The organism is Pseudomonas palmensis (genome assembly GCF_049942755.1).
Taxonomy (GTDB): Bacteria; Pseudomonadota; Gammaproteobacteria; order Pseudomonadales; family Pseudomonadaceae; genus Aquipseudomonas; species Aquipseudomonas palmensis.
In genome coordinates this window covers 4,188,517-4,209,791 of record NZ_CP187958.1, presented here as the reverse complement: position 1 = coordinate 4,209,791, position 21,275 = coordinate 4,188,517, and the positions used below count along the sequence as shown (strand labels likewise).

Sequence of the window (21,275 nt, the reverse complement as noted above, 5' to 3'; positions counted from 1 at the left end):
AGGATTGAGGCACCAGCGCAGCTGCAACCGCGCTCGTGGCAATCAAATCCCCTCCGCTCACGCTGTGGAGTGGTCAGTAATCGTCGCGGCAGCTCCTCGAGGCACACTTAGGGGATCAATCATGGACATAGTCAGTAAAGAAACCAGATCTCGCATGATGTCGAACATCCGGGGTAGCAACACAATCCCGGAGATGAAGGTCAGAAAATTTTTGCATAGGCATGGCTTCAGGTTTCGATTGCACCCTAGAGAGCTGCCTGGTCGTCCAGATATTGTATTGCCTCGTTACCACCTCTGCATATTCATTCATGGCTGCTTCTGGCACAGACACCCCGGATGCAGGTACACGACCACGCCCAGTTCTCGCAAAGAATTCTGGTACTCCAAGTTCGAACAGAACGTGAAGCGGGATGTAAAAAAAAGAAACGAACTTCTAGATCTGGGTTGGCGCGTATTCGAGCTTTGGGAATGTGGAATTCGCAAGCGAGACTTGGAAATGAACTGGCTCCTGGATGCAGTGCAGGATTTGAACCAACAATATACTTCCTGGCCCGTTTTCCTTGTCGCTCACTCCAGCTGACCGTAGTACCTATGTAGTGGTTTAATGATTCCGGGCACCCATTTAGGCGAGAATGCTCGCCATAGAGAGGTGTCTGATGACCAAGCAACGTCGTACCTTTACCCCTGAGTTCAAGCGCGAGGCTGCGTGCCTGGTGCTCGACCAAGGCTACAGCCATATCGAAGCCGCCCGTTCGCTCGGATTGGTCGAATCGGCGCTTCGTCGATGGGTGAGCCAGCTTCAGCAAGAACGTAGCGGTGTTACTCCCACCAGCAAGGCTCTGACACCTGAGCAGCAAAAAATCCAGGAAACTCGAAGCCCGTATCAATCGGCTAGAACGGGAAAAATCGATCTTAAAAAAGGCCACAGCGCTCTTGATGGCCGAGGAACACGAGCGTTCGCGTTAATCGATCAACTGCGGGCTCAAGAGCCTGTTGATCTGTTGTGCTCGGTATTTGATGTCAACCGATCTTGCTACTACGCGTACTGCCGGAAACGTCGGTATGCGGATGCCGAACGAGTAGTCTTGCGTAGCCGCGTGAACGAGTTGTTTACGCAAAGCCGAAGCGCTGCGGGCAGCCGGAGCATCATGCTGATGATGAAAGAGGACGGCATGCAGATCGGGCGATTCAAGGTACGTAGGTTGATGCGCGAGCTGAACTTGATCAGCAAACAGCCGGGCTCCCATGCCTACAAAAAGGCTACCGTGGAGCGGCCTGATATCCCGAACGTGCTTGATCGCGGGTTCAGCGTGGCATCCCCGAACAAAGTCTGGTGCGGTGACATTACGTACGTCTGGGCTGAAGGCCAATGGCACTATCTGGCGGCTGTCATCGACCTTTGTGCCCGGCGTGTTGTAGGTTGGGCGTTCTCAGCCAAGCCTGATGCCGACCTGGTGATCAAGGCATTGGATATGGCCTATGAGCAGCGTGGCCGGCCTCAGAATGTGCTGTTTCACAGCGACCAGGGCAGCCAATACGGCAGCCGGAGTTTCCGCCAGAGACTATGGAGATACCGCTTCACGCAGAGCATGAGTCGGCGCGGCAACTGCCACGACAACGCGCCGATGGAGCGGCTATTTCGCAGCCTGAAGACTGAATGGATACCGACGGTGGGCTACATGAGCGCTGTGCTGGCACAGCAAGATATCATTCGGTTTTTGATGGAGCGGTACAACTGGCGGCGACCGCATCAATTCAACGAAGGGCTACCGCCTGCGGTCGCAGAGGAAAAACTCAATTCAGTGTCCGGGATCAGTTGACCACTACACAAGGGAAGTGGGGCTGTTCCGCACTATCACCCACGATAGTGGATTGGGAACGCGTCAAGCGTCGCGATTATCCTTGCCTGAAAGCCATCGCTCATCATCTTCGGCACACACAATACACAAGTAGGCCCGAGCTCTTGAAAGCGCGACATAGGCAAGCTCACGCTGCTCCATTTCCTCGCCGCTGACGATGAGAATTACTGCCGACCGCTCCAGCCCCTTGAACCGCCGTACGGTATCTACGACCACGTCTTCGAGTACCATGGATTCGGCATTTGTAAACGGAATATTTGTTCCACTACTTTTTTCGAGAAAGCTTGTCCGAGTCAGAGGCCCATTGACAAGGACTGCAATGTCACCAGGAGCTACTTCCTCTTTGTGTACGAGTCGTCGAAGCTCTCTGTAGGCAGCCGCGATTTTCGAATCAGGACTATCAGCGTTGAGCCAAGAGACCTCAAGACCATCGGGCCCATCGGCGATTATCTCGGGGCCTGAATAATGTGTCGAAGCGGCTTGGTGGATGTTCTTCGTGTTGCGAAGATTTCGAGAAAGCCTAACCGGAACCACGCTCAGATCATGAACACCATTCCCGGCGCTGTCGTAAATTTTCTGATTGCTATCCAAGAAAACGCGAAGACTTCCACTGCTAGTGAGACAGGCTTCGATAGCGACCCACCATTCAGCACGGAAATCCTGGCCTTCATCGACAATAATGGTGTCCCACTTTAGAGCAGGCTGGATCTCCATCGCACAATAGAGCGCGTTTGGTAGGGCGCTGTCGTAGAGATCCTGCTCACAGGTATCGGACGGTGTCGGGACCCCCACCTGACGCGAGATGCGCCCGCACAGCGCATGAAATCCAGCAACTGTTAGGTTTTCAACGTCTTTCAATTTTCGCTCAAGGTTTGTTGCCAACGGGCGACTATGACAAGTCAGTAGAGTCCTGCGACCTGCTGCGGCGGATCTAAGCGCTTCCTCGATCGCCACCACAGTCTTGCCAGTCCCTGCCCCACCCCGGATTAGAGCTCTCGGTATATCACGGATGATATCCAATACATGGTACTGGGACGGTTCAAGGACGCGAAACTCCGTATCGGCGTCCGCTAGAGCAGCGCCGATCCGGAAACTAAGGGTGAAGGGGTGCGCCAGTAGCCTTTCCAGCGCAGCGATGCCGTCACGACCAAGCGGTTGACAGTTGTTAGGCCGATGTCCCGCCTTCAACCGGTCGGCGATCCATTCGCCCAGCCTCTGCTCAAACTGAAACGAGCAGCAGAACACCCAGGCCGGGCGATCAGCTCCGAGGTCGCCTCGGGGAGAAGCCGTGCTCGGGAAGATCACACCATGAGCGGCATGTATGAAACGCTTTGGCCATCTGGCTGATCTATTAAGACGGCTGAGGATCTCATGCTTAGCACCTCGCGCCTGCGCTACTGGATCCTTGATCTTGTGGACAAAATTGCCGTGATCAGTGCTGCGCCACTGAGAGTCCTTTGGATCGAAGGTAATCTCCTTCCCCCCTTTGACCTCAATCGCAAGGATACCGTGATCAGGATGTGCAACGAGAAAATCGCATTCGCCATCTTTCTCGTTCCCCAGCCTGTCGGTACCCAGCCAGGGACTTGAGTAGAAGACATGAAAGGCATCATTGAGAACCTCTGCCAGGCGGTTATATACGCGAACCTCAGCGCGGCGCCTCGGATCATCCAGTACCGATCGTGGCAGTTTCCTTGGCCAGAGTACTGCCATCAGTCTCTCCTAAGCATGTCTTCGAAATATCCGAGTCCCGAGCCTGTACCGTCACCGATCAAAAAGGCACGGTCCAAGAAGCTGTTGAAAGCCTCGCATGAAGTCTCTGGAGCAAGACAGCAAGCATGGCACACTGAGTGCGAGTAACTGTTGATCGCTTCCATCATGTCCGTGATGCAAAGCGGGTCGGATGAACACCACTCGATCGCGTCAATCGCGCGCTGAAGAATGCCCTCTATGCACCCTGTCTTTCCCTGCCGCTGAAGTCCGCCAAGCGTTCCGTCCGAATCCGGTGTCGCCGTATAAATCAGAAGCCCGGCCATCTGCTCATCGCCACTCCCGGCATAGATCCTCTCTTGAAGGGACGCTGAGGAGTATCCACATTCCAGCGTAAGTTGGCGCATGAGTGCATGCGCAAGCGTGTGGCAGAGCATGTATCGAGGGGTGATCACCTGCAACGGCTTGGTGTCGCCGCCGTACCGTTCCTTCCAGTCCGCCTGATGCCGAACCTCACACTCGGAGGCACGTGCAATGACATCAGGACGGTTTTCCCATATTGATAGCCGCTCTTCGTTTAAAGCGAGAAAGATGCCCTCGCCGCGGACGTCGATGGCAGGGAGCCATTCAAGTGGTTCCTTTGAAAGCGGCGCTACCTCGGGCGAGTCGGGATCACCAGGCGGATTGATCCGGGTGAATCCTTTGATGGCGCGAACTTCCCGAAGACGGACCGCTCGTACAACTCGAAAGATCCATGGAGCGATTTCCGGAGATACGATTTCTCTTCGAGTTTCGAAGTCGATGTCTGGAGTCCGACTACGACCTGGTTCGGTGACGAACTGTCGATATTCTGCCGGGCGCAAATCGTCGGTTCGGAGCTGCCCATACGATGCAAGGCGGTTTCTGATCGCCTCTGCCAGATCCGCTGGCGACATTTCCAGATCCTTCAAAATGTTTTCCAAATCACCTTTCGCAAGAAAGCCGATGTAGTCCTCCAACCTTGCTAAATCATCGAGATTCGTGAGAGAGCTCCACCAATCGCCCAATACTTCCTGAAGACGGTCGGACCACGGCGGGATGCTGAGTGCTGACTCTGTCACCGCAAAGTACAGGTTGGACGCGCCGCGCTGGACCGCGTTCTGTTCCTTACCACAGACTTCATCGCCGTCGGCCAGCCATGGTCGATGCCCCCGGCATTTCGGTCCATGCTCCCAGGTCTTCTTTGAGAAAACACCGTCCATTGACCGGCGTGCATCGCATTTCGGGCAACTGAGGATAAGCCCTGCGAGACCGGGACTCTCGGATTGCAGCATCAGCCCAGGGTGACGGTCTACGTTGTCACGCTGCGCCACCCGGCACTCAGGTTTGTGCCCCACCCACCAGTCCCAGGGAAATTCGTCTACGTGTCCATGCTTACAGGCCATGACGAAACGGACGGGGATGACGAAAACCTTGCTGTTGCCATGGGCTTTTTCCGTGCATGTCGGACAGTAACGATAAGCATGGCCCGGATCGTTCTTCCAACGCCGTTCCGGCTTGATGACGTCGCAGCTAGGGCATTGCAGCCATTTAGGGAAGCGCACAGCAACGAGACGTCGATTGTCCGGATCATCATCCTTCCTACGCTCCAGCGTAACAGGGGGCGTTCTGAAGCCCTTCACACCAAGCTTCTTCTGCAAGCGCGTCTCTCGTATGACCTGTGGGTGGGCCAAACCAGCAGGAGGAAAGGAGCGATCCCATTCCTCAAGTCCCGCAGCGATTCCAGAGACAGCTCCGCCTCCCGCCCGAAAGTCAACTACCGAGCCAGGACCAAATGTCGAAACAACTGCACTACGCCGCAGATCCTGAAGGTCATTCTTCATGTGTATCATCCTTTACCCTGAGGGCAGGGGCCATCCTGAAAGGGGTTCCGGCCTCTACAGTCCGCATGGAGTTGGGGGTCGGCCAAGCTGCGCCGGTATCGCGGCCAGCAGCTCGGCGAGCGGCTGCACGCTCGGCGCTCTGAAGAAGGGATTTCCCTCCCTTGTAGTCGCTCCAGTAGACAGTAGGGGATCTTGCCCTCCATGTGTCGAGACGACGTTCAAGCTCTTCCCGAACAGCTATCTCTTCTGGATCGATCCGATCTGCACGCTCGACGATCCGGTCGATGAGATCCATCGCCAGATCCTCTGCGTCGTCATCCATTTGCGGAGAGTCGAGCATGCCTGGTACGAGATGACGTACTGCAGCCACCAGCGCCGCATGCAGCGCCCGGTCGCGAGCCCGTGATGCGAAGGGAGTAACGCTAGTCGCCTCCACGTCCCTGTAAAGGGTGCGGTGCCAGCTGCAGAACGTTTCGAAATGCGAACGATCCCGAGCCTTGGCGTTGTTGAGGACCGGGACAACGAGTCCGCTAACATCTCCCCGCCCGACCCGACTAGTCGACTGGATGTACTCGGCGATAGTCTTGGGTTGCCCATTGACCAACATGAGACCCAGTCGGGAAATGTCCACACCGACGCTGACCATATTTGTCGCAAGAACAGCGTCGACAGCCCCCGGAAGCCCGACTTTGATGTCGAGAAGGTCGAGCATCCCGCGGATTTCTTCCTGTGTTCTCCGGGATGTGAGCTCCTCAACGTTGCTGAGAGGCCTTCTTTCTTCGGAGCGAGCATCAGCGTAGAGTGCAATACTGTCGGTGACGTCGTCCTGCATGAGGACGAGCGCTCCGCCAAGCTCGCGAAGGGAGTTGAAGTACCCAACGAGCGTCCAGTAGGCGTCCCGACGAACATCATCGCTGAATGCCCCAAAAGCAGTTTGCAGCAGGGAACCTGCGACGGCCTGCAGGGTAAACTTTGCCGATCGACCCGCCGTCGTGACACCAAGATATCGCCTTCCCACTGCCTTCGGTCGACGATCACGGACCGCGAAACCAGAGTCGTCGTGATCGATCGCTGGCGGAGGGAACTGGAACGCTTCGCGGTCAAAAAGAGCCAACACCTGCTCCGACGCTCTGCGGATCGTCGCTGTCGAACCGATAATCTTTGCCCGATGCCCGCGCGCGGCGAACATCAGGTCAAATGCCGCTTCATAGGTTCCAGCGATTGTCCCCAAGGGCCCCGAGATGAGGTGCAGCTCATCTTGGATGATAAGATCAGGCGGAGCGCCATCCCAAACACCAAATAGGCTGTTGGTTCTTTTCTCGCGGATGACCTGGGCAAACTTGTCAGCCGTCCCTATAAGCAGGGTCGGCCGGTTGTCATAGACATCCTCATCGACAGTGAAGACGGGCAAAACCCCGCACATCTTGCATGAACTGTTCGTGCATTCAACATCAACAGGTGAGATCGCGCTCGCCATCGACCATTTCAGTTTCTCGCCACAGACCGGGCACCGGGAGAGCTGCTTCGGAGATGAAACCTCCAAAGCCCCTTGAAGTGAGGCGAAGGCAACTGCACGCTTGTTCGGTGTAGCGTCTCCGCCCACCCACAGCCCGATCGAAAACGGCTCATCCCCTTGCAACGGCAGGCCAGCGGGAGAAGATACTCTCCCGGAGCGCATCGCTTCCAAGGCCACTATCATTGCGGCAGACCGCGCAAATTGCTGGGTGGTCAGCAAGCGAAGTGTGTAACGCATCAAGGCGCAGACCCCCCCGTGATCATTCGGATCATCGGAGAGGCGGCGATAGACGGCGATGCATGCGATCAGCGCAAGGTATGCTTCGGTCTTGCCTCCACCAGTGGGGAACCATAGGAGGTCCATGACCTCTCTATGCTCGTGGTCACGCGCCACTGATGACGGAGCGCTCAGCAGCAGGAATCCCAGTTGGAACGGTCTCCAACGCAGAGGACCGTGGCGGCTCTTGGAACTGTCCCATGAGTGCTGCAGGTGCATGGCGAAGTTCGCCAGCTGAAAGGCACGCCGGAGCCGCGGATTCGTGGGAAGCTCAAGGACTGATGTCCGCATACGTCCGAGCGCCTCTTCGCAGCGGACCAGGTGCATCTCAGCAATGTACTTAAGCTCACGGCTCACGTCTGCCATGTCATCAAGCCGCTTCAGCTGCAACTGTACCCAGCGATCGTAGGCGTCGCAGAAAAGCTGCAGTGCCTGTTGGAGAGACGCTGTATCGGCCAAGGCCAATGCCTCAGCCGATAGAGGATCGAGCGCGCCGCTCTCATTGCCCAGCTCAGAGAAAAAAACATGACCATTCGGGTCAACGCCCTCAACAATGGCTGATGGCAGCCATGTCATCCCGACCCAACGCGCAGTGGAGAGAGCCCCTGCCACCTGTTCGGAGGATTCCCATTCGGCGGAGCAGACATGCCCAACAGCAAACTCTGCCACATTTCTATACAGCAGTGCCCCGCTTTCCTCATCGCTGATCGTGGCGCTCCCATTGGCTTCATCTTGGTGTCTCGACAACCCACGGCGGGGAGGTTTCGGAACCAGCAATGTGCCTTTGCAAGGCTGGACGCGAAGCGATGTCTGGAAAAGCGACGCGGCCTCAATCTCGTTTCGGCTCTGCTCTGGAACTATCGAATTCACGAGCGAAAGAGTGACCAGCACGGCCCCGCCAGCATTGATGCATCGGACACTAAGTGAAACGTTGGGGAGTCCTTTACCGTGTACCGCAAGCGCAATCTGGCGAGGCGGTCCGACTGACAGGTCAAGGACCGGGATTTCTATTCTGTGCGGCTGGCGAATCCAGATGTCGCAACCGTCACGTTGTTCCATCCGGTACGTAGCAAAGCTGCAGACAACCTGTACTTGCGGTACGGCGGAGGATGTAGCACTGAACGATATGCCTGCTACAGACGGTTTCTGGATCGATCCGGTTCTGACTGCATCGCTCTCACTGTCGCTGCCCTCTACCGAACTCGCCCCCGCGGTTCCGAGGCGATCATCGTCCTCCCCCGCCATCACCATACGCTGGGGCCAAAGGATGCCGGTGAGATAGACATCGGATGGGCGCGCGGTCAGCTCCTCATTCTCTACACGTGGTCCGATTAGGTCCTCAAAGAGCCGACAGGCGACGATATCCCTCTCGAGTGATTTATCCTGCATGAGACTATCTCCGGCCGAAAAAGGTGAAGGGAGGGAACGCCGCAACTCTAGGTGACAGGACGAAACCGGAAGAAGCCCAGGGCTCATTAAGTGTCTCAAGCTCATTGTCATCCGGGCTTAGTACGATCGTTGCACACCCCTGACCTCTCACATGATTCACGTAGGTTGGAGGCTTGTGGCTGCGCTTCTGGTTCTTGTTCTCGAGTATCTCCCAGAGGTCGTACGTGAGTTTGCGCGATAGCACACCAACGCAGAGCCTCTCGTTGCCGGTATATATCCTGTAGCGCCAATCCAAGTCGGGATCGGCTTCCAGCTTGTAGGTGGTGACTACATCGACGACTTTTGTCAGAAAAGCCTGTCCTGCCAAAGCATCGGCTTCGCGAAACTCGCTTTGACCTACAAGACCACGTGCTGTGATATCACCGCTACGACCAATCTCGACCATCGTTGATTGGCCTTTCTTGGTTGAGCGATGAGCCCGACCTGATGCCAAGGTTGATGCTCTAAAGGGGCTACGCTCTCCGACGATTAGAGATGCGCGTGCGCGCGTGGCGCCGACAAAGAGTACGCGAGCCTCTTCAATCTCATCCTCGACGCTCTCGAATTCCGAAACGCTCGGCAGGATGAGAACAACGTTGCTCGCCTCGCGTCCTTTGCTCGCGTGAATAGTCCCAACTATCGGTCCATTCAGACCATATTCTGGGAGAGTCAGCTCGACCGGGGGGCGAGTCTGACCCAACCGCCGCCTGAGCCTCTGCATATCGATGGAACCATCCTGGCGCCCTGCAACACGCATGAGATGCTGCCAAGCCTCAGCAGGCCCATACGGGGGCGAAACCTTGTTTTCTATACGCGCCGCCCAGAGGTCGAAAAAGTGCCGCGCTACGAGGAAGGGTTCGACAAAGTCCGAGAAACAGATCGCCAGCCATGCGGGCAGTGTTGCGCCATACCCTGACACGCGCAACCGATGGGGAAGATCACAGAACTGAGACGCCATGAGCACTTCGGCACGTGTTCTGAAAAGCAGAAGGTCGTCGCTGGTAAAGTTAGCAACCTTCATGTCAGTCCATTTCAATCCGCTCTCGTCGGCCAGCTCTCGAACTCTTTGCGCTGTCTCGGCGTGCAATCCGCTGCCGTGCTTTTGTTTGTCGAGAATGTCCTGCCGCAACTCCGAAAAGATCTTCTTAAGACCGGGAGAGGACGTGCGATAGATCTCCTTCAGGGCCAGCGTAGTGAACCCCCATTTTTCTCCAGCCTGCAAACGATCAAGCAAGGGCAAATCAGATTTGCATCCTTCCTCTTTTCTGCGACACCCGATACTGTTGTCAGAGAAGCCATAGATTGCCTGGGCCTCATCGGCGAACACCGTGATACCACAGTCCGACGGCAGCCGCTCCACTAGAGCCTCGATCAGGCCCGCTCGCTGTCCGACGAGATCCTGCGCTTCATCAATAACGATGTGCTCGATCTGCAGCAGCTCATCTGCTACATCCTCGTCGTTCTTCAACAGCTCAATGACTCGCGTAATATTCTCTTCGTACGAGCCGGTCAGACTGGCATTCGGATCATGCCCGGAGTGGATGGACCATGCATGCGAATCGATGGTCGCAATCCGGATAGCAAAAGATGCATCACCGACGTACGAATGTAGTCGTGCACGGATTTCTGCTACTGCGGTCCTCGTGAAACTGATCATCCATGTATTGCTGGGCTCGATGTCCTCTTCATTGATCAGATAGGCCAGGCGGGCGCACGCGACGGCCGTCTTTCCGGTTCCTGGGCCTGCCTCAACGATCAGCCGTGAATTTGCATCCTCCTCGATCACTCGGAGTTGATCTGCATCCCAGCCAGACTCCAGCAAAGTATTTCCAGCAGTATCCATGGCTAAGAAATTCCTTTATTCAGCCAAATCTCTTGTTGCGAGGAGCAAGAGCAGCCTCTTACGCTCCAGCAGCACTCAATTTTTTTGGCCGCTGCGAGATCAGCTCACAACGGCCTTGGAAGTAATATCTTATGGCATATGCAGGCAAAAAGCCTGCATCAGAATAATGCTTATGGATAGCGCTTGAGAGAAAACCAAGCTAAAGCTATAAAACGCACTGGCAGGACGCACGAGCCCTCACGTGATCATCGTTCTTCTGGCCCCCGCCATTTCATCAACATACCGAGCGTATCCACCTCTCCGACAAGCTCTCTGGCGATCGCCAGACGCTTCAACAGCACCTCCCTCTCCTCGCTCGTTCGCGACAAGTCTTCGTCTTCCGCCTCGCGAAAGAATGCCTGTATCCGCCGCACGTCATCCCAAGCACGGATGGCCTCAAACAGCTCTTGCCGGGCTTCGGCCCTGGCCTTTTCCTGGCGCTAACCCTCCTCGACCAGACCAGCAATAGTGGCCGCCGCCTTTGCCAGGTAGTCGACTATTTCGTCCAGTTACCCCCGAAGTTCGCGCGCCTTAGTCTCCGGCCAGCGATGCACCCAATCCGCAACTGGATAAGGACTGAATGCCTGGAGGCGCAGACGCCCGGTAGCAAAGTGCTTGTGCGTGGTCCAGCTCCAACTGGGCATCGGCCGACGCCGCTCGGTAACTGGCAGCTTGCCAAGAGGGATGTATTCCCCGTCGACGTACCACGCTTCCAGCTCCTCGGGCATCTCGAAAAGCGCCAGGCCGATGGCGACGGAGCCCACGAAGACTACAGTCGCCTTGGAGGGATGCCAAAGGCTCGGATAACGATGGCTGGCTATCTTCCCGGGTCTCTCTCCTCAACAGAGGCGCGGGAATAGGTGCAATCGCTCGGCGCAAGCATGACCCGATATCCAGCGGCCTCCAGTCTGAGGAACAGGGCATTGGCCATATCCAGCGCATCGTCGAGCATCGGCTCCGACACCACCACATCAACCAGGCGCCTCTGCGACGGCCTCAGGTAGCCACTGCCGATCACCTTTCCCTTGCTAAAAAGGTCACGTACACCGCTGACCAAGAGATGGCGGGTTGAGCGCGAAATACGTGACCGTGGACGGGCAACCTGGCGCTCCGGTGCCTTGGGAAGCGGATTCCTGGCTAGCCCTGGGGGCCTCTTCGCCATATCAAATGGTCACCCGGGCGCGCATCCGGCAAGGGTACCTGGGGACTTGGCTTGCCATGCTCGAGCTTGGCCCAGTGGCCGCGCGGCGGGCGCGGCACGCTCATGGAAGTGCAGACCCTCGCCATGAAGCACGGCGAAACCCCATAGCACTCGACCACCCTGAGCATCGGCTGACGCCATACCTCATCGTAGAGCGCCTCCCAGGACACCTGCCCGGGCGGATCGTCGCGATCCGTAGCTTCCGACGGAACTGAATTCACCCACCATCCTCCTGTAACTCCATATTTTCATGCCGACAACGCGCGCGCCGACTGGACGCATGAGACTGTACCTTTGCCTAGGCACGCAACAGCCCGCCGCAGCGGGCTGCCCCTTCATCTGGTCTGCCTCGAACATGACACCGTCATGCCAGGAGGCAGATGCCATGTTAGACGCTAGCAGGCAACCCCTGCCCAACCGGCTTTCTTGCCCATCACGCGTGATCCGGGCCGGAGCGACGCCCGCTTATCTCGGGATGTACCGGGATGAGTTCACCAAGACCGTCCGTCCCTATGTCCGCGAATTTCGCATAGGCCGGCAAGGCATCGGCTTTGATCGCGAGGAGCTGGACGCTTGGGCAGACGACTACATCGAATGAGCGGTTATTGAAAGAACAGTGCACAGGAACAAGATTAATTCCGCAGCGAGCGTCAAGGAGAAAAACCATGGCGCGAAAAACTATAACTGGCCTCTACGAGAGAAACGGAATCTGGCACATCGACAAGGTCGTCAGAATTCAGCGACTTCAAGAAAGCACTGGCACAAGCAACCGGGAGGAAGCAGAACAGTACCTGATACACCGGCTCGAGAAGCTCAGACAGGAGAAGGTCTACGGTATTCGCCGAGTCAGGAGCTGGCGCGAAGCCGCGACCCGCTACCTGATGGAGTACAAGGACATGCCGTCGATCAGCTTGGCCCCCATCTACCTCGACCAGTTGGATCCCTACATCGGCGACCTACCGCTCACGCATGTCGATGACGAGTCGCTTGCCCCCTACATCAAGGACAAGCAGATGCCCGGTAGGACGTCGATCGGCAAGGTGAAGCCTGGAGTAACCCCAAGGACGGTGAATATCGCCCTGGAGAAGGTCATCCGCACTCTCAACCTGTGCGCCCGGAAATGGCGTGACGAAGAGAAACGACCCTGGCTGGACACGGTACCGATGATCAGCAAGCTGGACGAGAAGCGATCGAGGCGAACGCCCTACCCGCTTTCGCGGGAAGAGCAGTCGCTGCTGTTCTCGGAACTGCCGGACCACCTGCAGCGAATGGCGTTCTACAAGGTCAACTGCGGCTCTCGGGAACAGGAAGTGGTCAAGCTGAGGTGGGACTGGGAGATCCCGGTCCCGGAGCTCGACACCAGCGTGTTTCTGACTTCTTCGGATTTTGGAGGCAGGGACAAGGGATCGGGGGTGAAGAACGGAGAGGAGCGGCTGGTCGTGCTAAATACGGTGGCCAAATCGGTCATCGAGGGCAGCGTGGCCTGGATCCGGTTTGGGTATTTCCGTATGGGATGCCCAACAGGAATGGCAAGGCGACACCGGCTCACCGGATCAACGATTCCGCCTGGAAGAAGGCCCGGATCCGGGCGGCGAAGAAGGACAAAGAACGCTTCCTGCGTCCGGCGCCGGAGGGATTTGCCTCGATCCGCATTCACTACCTGAAACACACCTTCGGGAGAAGGCTTCGAGTAGCAAGTGTCACCGAGGAAGACCAGCGGGCCCTGCTGGGCCACAAGAACGGCAGTATCACCAGTCACTACTCCGGCGCTGAGCTGGGCAAGCTGATTGAGGCTGCGAACATGGTATCAACAACTGACTCTCGCGGGCCGGTGTTGACGATCTTGAAGAGGAAAATCGGATGAAGTCCCGAAAAACTCCCCACATGCAAAAACGAAAAAGCCACCCGAAGGTGGCTAAGTCATTGAAATATATGGTCGGGACGGAGTGATTCGAACACTCGACCCCTTGCACCCCATGCAAGTGCGCTACCGGGCTGCGCTACGCCCCGACTGGGCTTGAAGCTTGTTCCCCTTGTTGCTGAGAACGATGAAGAATTTACCTTAACCTTTTGAATTATGGAAGCTTTTTTTCCAAAATTCGTGAAACGGCTTCGGTCACTTCTTCAACACCACCAGCACATCCTCCAACTCGACAATCATCTGCCGAATCATCTGTTTGTACTGGGTCGTGTCATCCTTGGCTTCATCCCCCGACAGGCGCAACCGCGCACCGCCGATGGTGAAGCCCTGGTCGTACAACAGCGCCCGGATCTGCCGGATCATCAGCACGTCCTGGCGCTGATAATACCGGCGGTTACCGCGGCGCTTCACCGGGTTAAGCTGGGGAAACTCCTGCTCCCAGTAACGGAGCACGTGCGGTTTTACCGCACAAAGCTCGCTCACTTCACCAATGGTGAAGTAGCGTTTGCCTGGAATCGGCGGAAGCTCGTCGTTATGACTTGGTTCCAGCATAGGCCTCAACTCGGGCTTTCAACTTCTGCCCTGGACGAAAGGTGACGACTCGACGCGCCGTGATCGGGATCTCTTCACCCGTTTTCGGGTTGCGGCCCGGCCGCTGGCGCTTGTCACGCAAGTCAAAGTTGCCGAAACCCGACAATTTGACCTGCTCGTTGTCTTCAAGAGCGTGCCTGATCTCTTCAAAAAACAGCTCGACCAATTCCTTGGCCTCGCGCTTGTTCAGGCCCAGCTCCTCGTACAGCCGTTCGGCCATCTCAGCTTTCGTCAGAGCACCCATACGCTATTTCCTTAACGTGGTGTTCAACCTTTGTTCAAGCGAGGTGAGAATGTTTTGCGTGGTGGCGTTCACCTCATCGTCGTTAAGAGTGCGCGATGGATGCTGCCAGGTCAAGCCGACGGCCAGGCTTTTTCTATCAGGATCAATACCTTTACCCTGATACACATCAAACAGCCTGAGGTCGGTGAGCCACTCGCCTGCGTTTTCACGGATTACATCCAGCACCGCGCTGGCCGCCACATCACGCCCTGCGATCAACGCCAGGTCACGGCGTACTTCGGGGAAGCGCGACAGTTCGTGGAACTTCGGCAGGCGCCCTTCCACTACATCCGCCAGCACCAGCTCGAACACATACACGGTGCGGTCCAGGCCCAGGGTCTTGACCAGCTCGGGGTGCAAGGCGCCCAGGTAGCCGACTTCGACGCCGTCACGCTCGATGCGCGCGGTCTGGCCTGGGTGCAGCGCCGGGTGTTTGCCGGGCACGAAGGTGAAGTCGTCGAGCGAACCGGAGAAGCCCAGTACCGCTTCAACGTCGGCCTTCACATCGAAGAAGTCGATGGTGTCGCGGCCGTTGGCCCAGCCTTCCGGCAGGCGGCTGCCGCAGACCACACCAGCCAGCATCGGCTGTTGCTTGAGGTCGCCCAGCTGGCCGACGAAGCGCTGGCCGCTCTCGAACAGGCGCACGCGGTCTTGCTGGCGGTTGAGGTTGTGCTGCAGTGCCTTGACCAGGCCCGGCCACAGGCTGACGCGCATGGCCGCCATGTCGCTGGAAATCGGGTTGGCCAGCAGCAGCGGCTCTACGCCAGGGTTGAACAGCTCGAACTGCTTGGGGTCGATGAAGCTGTAGGTGATCGCTTCCTGGTAGCCACGGGCAACCAGCAGGCGACGCAGCGCAGGCAGTTCGCCACGCACTTCAGACCTGGCCTGCGGGGCCAGGCGCGCTTGCGGGTAACGGACCGGCAGGCGGTTGTAGCCGTACAGACGGGCCAGCTCTTCGATCAGGTCCACTTCCAGGCTGATGTCGAAGCGATGGCTGGGCACTTCGACCTGCCACTGCCCGGCCTCACCGCTGGTTTTCAGGCCCAGGCCGTTGAGCAGTTGCTCGACTTCGGCGCTGTCCATCTCCATGCCCAGCATCTGGGTGATGCGCTCGGCACGCAGGGTGACCGGGGCGATGTTGGGCAGGTGCTCTGGGCTGACGGTCTCGATGATCGGGCCGGCTTCGCCGCCTACGATATCCAGCAGCAGGCCAGTGGCGCGCTCCATGGCTTCGCGGGCCAGTTGCGAGTCGACGCCACGCTCGTAGCGGTGCGAGGCATCGGTGTGCAGGCCGTAGGAACGGGCCTTGCCAGCCACCGAGATCGGCTCGAAGAAGGCGCTTTCAAGGAAGATATCCTTGGTGGTGGCCGCAACGCCGCTGTGCTCGCCACCCATCACGCCGGCAATGGCCAGGGCGCGATCGTGGTCGGCGATGACCAGCGTGTCGGCACGCAGGGCAACTTCCTGGCCATCGAGCAGGACGAGCTTCTCGCCCTCCTCGGCCATGCGCACCCGGATGCCACCGTTGATTTCAGCCAGGTCGAAGGCGTGCAGCGGCTGGCCCAGCTCGATCATCACGTAGTTGGTGATGTCGACGGCAGCATCGATGCTGCGCACGTCACTGCGGCGCAGACGCTCGACCATCCACAGCGGGGTCGGGCGTGACAGGTCGACGTTACGGATAACGCGGCCCAGGTAACGCGGGCACGCGGCCGGCGCCAGCACGTCTACCGGGCGCACGTCGTCGATGCCTGGCGCAATGGCCGGCACGGTCGGGCGGGTGACCGGGGCGCCGTACAGGGCACCGACTTCACGGGCGAGGCCGGCCAGGGACAGGCAGTCGCCGCGGTTCGGGGTCAGGTCGACCTCGATGCTGGCATCGTCCAGGTCCAGATACCCGCGAATGTCCTGGCCAACCGGGGCGTCTGCCGCCAGTTCCAGCAGGCCGTCGTTCTCTTCGCTGATCTGCAGCTCGGCGGCCGAGCACAGCATGCCGTTGGACTCGACGCCACGCAGCTTGGCCTTCTTGATCTTGAAGTCGCCTGGCAGTTCGGCGCCGATCATGGCGAACGGGATCTTCAGGCCAGGGCGCACATTCGGCGCGCCGCACACTACCTGGAAGGTCTCGCTGCCATTGCTGACCTGGCACACACGCAGCTTGTCGGCGTCGGGGTGCTGCTCGGTGCTCAGCACCTCGCCCACCACGATGCCGCTGAATTGACCGGCGGCCGGGGTTACGCTGTCGACCTCAAGACCGGCCATGGACAGACGTGCCACCAGCTCGTCACGGGATACCTGCGGGTTGACCCAACCGCGCAGCCACTTTTCACTGAATTTCATCCTGCTCTCCTAAAGATTCGTTACGGGTGCGCGACCTAGCGAAATTGCGCAAGGAACCGCAAGTCGTTGTCGAAGAACAGGCGCAAATCGTTGACGCCGTAACGCAGCATGGCCAGGCGCTCGGCCCCCATGCCAAATGCAAAGCCCGAGAACTCTTCGGGGTCGATACCGGACATGCGCAGCACGTTCGGGTGCACCATGCCGCAGCCCATGACTTCGAGCCAACCGGTCTGCTTGCACACACGGCAGCCCTTGCCGCTGCACATCACGCACTGGATATCGACTTCAGCCGAAGGCTCGGTGAAGGGGAAGAACGACGGACGGAAACGTACCGCCAGCTCTTTTTCGAAGAACACGCGCAGGAATTCTTCGATGGTGCCTTTGAGGTCGGCAAAATTGATGTCGCGATCGATCAGCAGGCCTTCGACCTGGTGAAACATCGGCGAGTGGGTAATATCCGAGTCGTTGCGGTACACGCGACCCGGGCAGACAATGCGAATCGGCGGCTGGGTGGACTCCATGGTCCGCACTTGCACCGGCGAGGTGTGGGTGCGCAGCAGCATGTTGGCATTGAAGTAGAAGGTGTCATGCATTGCCCGGGCCGGGTGGTGGCCGGGAATGTTGAGCGCTTCGAAGTTGTGGTAGTCGTCTTCGACTTCCGGGCCTTCGGCGATGCCGTAGCCGATATGGGTGAAGAACTGCTCGATGCGTTCGAGGGTACGGGTGACAGGGTGCAAACCACCGGAGGTCTGGCCACGGCCAGGCAAGGTGACGTCAATGCACTCGGCAGCCAGGCGAGCGCTGAGCTCGGCTTCTTCATAGGCGGCTTTGCGGGCGTTGAGCACCTCGGTAACGCGTTCCTTGGCTTCGTTGATCAGCGCGCCGACTTTGGGCCGCTCTTCAGCCGGCAGGTTGCCCAGGGTCTTCATCACCTGAGTCAGTTCGCCTTTCTTGCCAAGGAATTGAACCCGGATCTGCTCCAGGGCATTGATGTCTTCAGCGCGCTCCACAGCCTCGAGGGCTTGGGAGACCAACGCATCCAGGTTTTCCATGTACAGACTCCAGATACAAAATAGGGGAAGAGCTTACAGGCTCTTCCCCTATCTATGACGTTTAACATCCGCCGCCGACATCGACGGCGAATGATTGTCGTGGGTACTTAAGCCAGAACGGCTTTAGCCTTTTCGACAATCGCAGCAAACGCCGCTTTTTCGTTCACTGCCAGATCAGCCAGAACTTTGCGGTCGATTTCGATCGACGCTTTTTTCAGGCCAGCGATCAGGCGGCTGTAGGACAGACCGTTGACGCGAGCACCAGCGTTGATACGAGCGATCCACAGAGCGCGGAACTGACGTTTTTTCTGGCGACGGTCGCGGTAGGCGTATTGGCCTGCCTTGATGACCGCTTGCTTGGCAACACGGAATACGCGCGAGCGAGCGCCGTAGTAACCTTTAGCCAGTTTCAGAATTTTCTTGTGACGCTTACGAGCGATGACGCCACGCTTTACACGAGCCATGAGTAATTTCCTCTATCTATAACCAAAAATTAACGAAGGCGCAGCATGCGCTCGACTTTTGCAACGTCCGACGCGTGCAGCAGGCTGCTACCGCGAAGTTGACGCTTACGCTTGGTCGACATTTTGGTCAGGATGTGGCTCTTGAAAGCGTGTTTGTGCTTGATGCCGTTAGCCGTTTTCAAGAAACGCTTGGCTGCACCGCTTTTGGTTTTCATTTTTGGCATGTTCGGATACTCCGCATTCAGTTGATAAACATAACCGCAAGGCCTGCCGTGCCCTGGTGGTTATTTCTTTTTCTTGGGGGCGATGACCATCAAAAGCTGGCGTCCTTCCATCTTAGGATGCTGTTCGACGGTCCCGTATTCGGCAAGATCAGCTTCGATCCGCTTCAACAGTTCCATACCCAGCTCCTGGTGGGCCATCTCACGACCACGGAATCTCAGAGAGATTTTGGTCTTGTCCCCATCAGTAAGGAAACGTACCAGGTTGCGTAGTTTTACCTGGTAATCCCCTTCCTCCGTCCCTGGACGAAACTTGATTTCTTTGATCTGGATGATCTTCTGGTTCTTCTTCGCCGCAGCCTGCTGCTTTTTCTTCTCGAACAGGCTTTTGCCGTAGTCGAGGACTTTGCAGACAGGCGGAACGGCGTCAGCAGAAATTTCTACCAGGTCCAGTTTCGCTTCTTCAGCGATACGAAGCGCTTCTTCAATCGAGACGATGCCCAACTGCTCGCCGTCAGCGCCAATTAACCGAACCTCACGTGCCGAGATATTCTCGTTGATCGGGGCTTTCGGTGCAGCTCGTTTATCTTGTCTCATATCACGCTTAATAGTAATTACTCCGAATCTTGGCGACCACGCCGGGAAACCGCTTGCGCGAGCAGGTCCGCAAATTGGGCGACGGGCATGGAGCCCAGGTCAGCACCTTCGCGGGTACGCACAGCGACAGTTTGCGTTTCGACTTCCCGATCCCCGATAACCAGGAGATAGGGAACCTTGAGCAAGGTATGCTCGCGGATTTTAAAGCCGATTTTCTCATTTCTCAAGTCGGACTTGGCACGGAAGCCGCTTTCGGCCAGAGTTTTTTCCACTTTCTGGGCGAAATCCGCTTGTTTGTCGGTGATATTCATGATCACCGCCTGCGTAGGCGCCAGCCAGGCTGGGAATGCACCTTCGTAGTGCTCGATGAGAATTCCGACGAAACGCTCGAACGAACCGAGGATGGCACGGTGCAGCATCACCGGATGCTTGCGGCCGTTGTCTTCGGAGACGTATTCGGCGCCCAGACGGATCGGCAGGTTGAAGTCGAGCTGCAGGGTACCACACTGCCACACACGGCCAAGGCAATCCTTCAGCGAGAATTCGATTTTCGGGCCGTAGAACGCCCCTTCACCCGGCTGCAGGTCGTACGGCAGGCCGGCGCTGTCGAGCGCGGCGGCCAGTGCGCCTTCGGCACGGTCCCACAGGTCGTCGGAACCCACGCGCTTTTCAGGGCGCGTCGAGAGCTTGAGCTCGATGTCCTTGAAGCCGAAGTCCTTGTACACATCCAGGGTCAGCTTGATGAACGCGGCGGACTCGGACTGCATCTGTTCTTCGGTGCAGAAGATGTGCGCATCGTCCTGCACGAAGCCGCGCACACGCATGATGCCGTGCAGGGCGCCCGAAGGCTCGTTGCGATGGCAAGCGCCGAACTCGGCCAGACGCAGCGGCAGCTCGCGGTAGCTCTTCAGGCCCTGGTTGAACACCTGTACGTGGCACGGGCAGTTCATCGGCTTGATGGCGTAGTCGCGGTTCTCGGACTGGGTGGTGAACATGTTGTCACCGTAGTTGGCCCAGTGCCCGGACTTCTCCCACAGCGTGCGGTCGACCACTTGCGGGGTCTTGATTTCCAGGTAGCCGTTGTCGCGCTGCACCTTGCGCATGTACTGCTCGAGCACCTGGTACAGGGTCCAGCCATTGGGGTGCCAGAACACCATGCCCGGCGCTTCTTCCTGGAGGTGGAACAGGTTCAGGCGCTTGCCGATCTTGCGGTGGTCGCGTTTCTCGGCCTCTTCGATGCGCTGGATGTAGGCGGCCAGCTGCTTCTTGTCAGCCCAGGCCGTGCCGTACACACGTTGCAGTTGCTCGTTCTTGGCGTCGCCGCGCCAGTAGGCACCGGACAGCTTGGTCAGCTTGAACGACTTGAGAAAGCGCGTATTGGGCACGTGCGGGCCGCGGCACATGTCGACGTATTCTTCATGGAAGTACAGGCCCATGGCCTGTTCGTTCGGCATGTCTTCGACCAGGCGCAGCTTGTAGTCTTCGCCACGGGCCTTGAACAGCTCGATCACCTCGGCGCGCGGGGTGACCTTCTTGATGACGTCGTAGTCCTTCTCGATCAGCTGCTGCATGCGCTGCTCGATCGCCGCCAGGTCTTCCGGGGTGAAGGGACGCTCATACGCGATGTCGTAGTAGAAGCCCTCGTCGATGACCGGGCCGATCACCATCTTGGCGGTCGGGTACAGCTGCTTGACGGCATGACCGACCAGGTGAGCGCAGGAGTGACGGATGATCTCCAGCCCCTCTTCGTCCTTGGGCGTGATGATTTGCAGGCTGGCGTCCTGCTCGATCAGGTCGCACGCGTCGACCAGCTTGCCGTCGACCTTGCCGGCCACGGTGGCCTTGGCCAGGCCTGCACCAATGGATGCGGCGACCTCGGCTACGGTTACGGCCTTGTCGAACGAACGTTGACTGCCATCGGGAAGAGTAATAGTGGGCATGGCGCCTCCTCTCCTAGTGGTGACCCCTACCAAAGGTCACGTGGGTTGGGATGAGCCAGTACGCGATTCGACCCTGTCTTTGCAATGCAAAGCCTGCCTCACAGTGGCAGAAGCCCAAGGGCCTGCCAGGGT

Annotated in this window: 15 protein-coding genes, 1 tRNA gene and 1 pseudogene; 4 read left to right on the top strand and 13 right to left on the bottom strand. The window is 57.9% G+C overall.

Features of this window, described 5'->3' with window-relative positions; translation table 11 throughout:
- Window positions 1–121: 121 nt before the first annotated feature.
- Together ACPRTJ_RS19540 and ACPRTJ_RS19535 are read left to right on the top strand one after the other, a co-directional pair.
- Complete coding sequence (locus ACPRTJ_RS19540) at window positions 122–580, top strand: very short patch repair endonuclease (protein WP_426427191.1); 459 nt, start codon at window positions 122–124, stop codon at window positions 578–580.
- A 76-nt stretch (window positions 581–656) separates the two neighbouring features.
- Window positions 657–1,820, top strand: a complete 1,164-nt coding sequence (locus ACPRTJ_RS19535; protein WP_426427190.1) for an IS3 family transposase — start codon at window positions 657–659, stop codon at window positions 1,818–1,820.
- A 63-nt stretch (window positions 1,821–1,883) separates the two neighbouring features.
- On the opposite strand, the gene ACPRTJ_RS19530 is transcribed toward ACPRTJ_RS19535, so the two are convergent.
- The 4 genes from ACPRTJ_RS19530 to ACPRTJ_RS19515 are packed head-to-tail and all read right to left on the bottom strand — an operon-like array spanning window position 1,884 to window position 10,494.
- Window positions 1,884–3,572 carry an NERD domain-containing protein gene (locus ACPRTJ_RS19530; RefSeq protein ID WP_426427189.1) on the bottom strand — a complete coding sequence of 563 codons (1,689 nt, stop codon included), beginning with the start codon at window positions 3,570–3,572 and terminating at the stop codon, window positions 1,884–1,886.
- On the bottom strand, window positions 3,572–5,431 hold the full coding sequence (gene drmB / locus ACPRTJ_RS19525; protein ID WP_426427188.1) for a DrmB family protein: 1,860 nt from the start codon (window positions 5,429–5,431) through the stop codon (window positions 3,572–3,574). The genes ACPRTJ_RS19530 and drmB overlap by 1 nt, the downstream gene beginning before the upstream one ends.
- The gene (locus tag ACPRTJ_RS19520; RefSeq protein WP_426427187.1) at window positions 5,421–8,612 is read right to left on the bottom strand and encodes a helicase-related protein; all 3,192 of its coding nucleotides are present in this window, start codon (window positions 8,610–8,612) and stop codon (window positions 5,421–5,423) included. Before ACPRTJ_RS19520 ends, drmB begins: the two co-directional genes overlap by 11 nt.
- Window positions 8,613–8,616: 4 nt before the next feature.
- The gene (locus ACPRTJ_RS19515) at window positions 8,617–10,494 is read right to left on the bottom strand and encodes a UvrD-helicase domain-containing protein (RefSeq protein ID WP_426427186.1); all 1,878 of its coding nucleotides are present in this window, start codon (window positions 10,492–10,494) and stop codon (window positions 8,617–8,619) included.
- A gap of 1,625 nt (window positions 10,495–12,119) precedes the next feature.
- On the opposite strand from ACPRTJ_RS19515, the gene ACPRTJ_RS19510 reads away from it, so the two are divergent.
- Together ACPRTJ_RS19510 and ACPRTJ_RS19505 are read left to right on the top strand one after the other, a co-directional pair.
- A complete protein-coding gene (locus ACPRTJ_RS19510; protein WP_426427185.1) occupies window positions 12,120–12,332 on the top strand; it encodes a hypothetical protein in 213 nt (70 codons plus the stop codon).
- A gap of 67 nt (window positions 12,333–12,399) precedes the next feature.
- Window positions 12,400–13,598, top strand: a pseudogene (locus tag ACPRTJ_RS19505) (tyrosine-type recombinase/integrase).
- Between the two features lie 69 nt (window positions 13,599–13,667).
- Here ACPRTJ_RS19505 and ACPRTJ_RS19500 read toward each other — a convergent pair.
- The 9 genes from ACPRTJ_RS19500 to thrS form a co-directional block, all read right to left on the bottom strand.
- Window positions 13,668–13,744: transfer RNA gene (locus ACPRTJ_RS19500), tRNA-Pro, on the bottom strand.
- A 106-nt stretch (window positions 13,745–13,850) separates the two neighbouring features.
- Complete coding sequence (locus tag ACPRTJ_RS19495) at window positions 13,851–14,207, bottom strand: MerR family transcriptional regulator (protein ID WP_043860798.1); 357 nt, start codon at window positions 14,205–14,207, stop codon at window positions 13,851–13,853.
- Window positions 14,188–14,490: an integration host factor subunit alpha gene (gene ihfA, locus ACPRTJ_RS19490; protein WP_002553164.1), complete on the bottom strand. Its 303-nt coding sequence runs from the start codon at window positions 14,488–14,490 to the stop codon at window positions 14,188–14,190. Before ihfA ends, ACPRTJ_RS19495 begins: the two co-directional genes overlap by 20 nt.
- A 3-nt stretch (window positions 14,491–14,493) precedes the next feature.
- The gene (gene pheT / locus ACPRTJ_RS19485) at window positions 14,494–16,869 is read right to left on the bottom strand and encodes a phenylalanine--tRNA ligase subunit beta (protein ID WP_078479649.1); all 2,376 of its coding nucleotides are present in this window, start codon (window positions 16,867–16,869) and stop codon (window positions 14,494–14,496) included.
- Window positions 16,870–16,904: 35 nt separating this feature from the next.
- Window positions 16,905–17,921, bottom strand: a complete 1,017-nt coding sequence (gene pheS, locus ACPRTJ_RS19480; protein ID WP_054915262.1) for a phenylalanine--tRNA ligase subunit alpha — start codon at window positions 17,919–17,921, stop codon at window positions 16,905–16,907.
- A 107-nt stretch (window positions 17,922–18,028) separates the two neighbouring features.
- Window positions 18,029–18,385: a 50S ribosomal protein L20 gene (gene rplT / locus ACPRTJ_RS19475; RefSeq protein ID WP_043860801.1), complete on the bottom strand. Its 357-nt coding sequence runs from the start codon at window positions 18,383–18,385 to the stop codon at window positions 18,029–18,031.
- Window positions 18,386–18,414: 29 nt separating this feature from the next.
- Window positions 18,415–18,609 (bottom strand): 50S ribosomal protein L35, encoded by a 195-nt coding sequence (gene rpmI, locus ACPRTJ_RS19470; protein WP_027620572.1) that lies wholly within the window; start codon window positions 18,607–18,609, stop codon window positions 18,415–18,417.
- 60 nt (window positions 18,610–18,669) lie between these two features.
- Window positions 18,670–19,221 carry a translation initiation factor IF-3 gene (gene infC, locus ACPRTJ_RS19465; protein WP_173925091.1) on the bottom strand — a complete coding sequence of 184 codons (552 nt, stop codon included), beginning with the start codon at window positions 19,219–19,221 and terminating at the stop codon, window positions 18,670–18,672.
- Window positions 19,221–21,143, bottom strand: a complete 1,923-nt coding sequence (thrS, locus tag ACPRTJ_RS19460; RefSeq protein WP_043860803.1) for a threonine--tRNA ligase — start codon at window positions 21,141–21,143, stop codon at window positions 19,221–19,223. The genes infC and thrS overlap by 1 nt, the downstream gene beginning before the upstream one ends.
- Window positions 21,144–21,275: the final 132 nt, after the last annotated feature.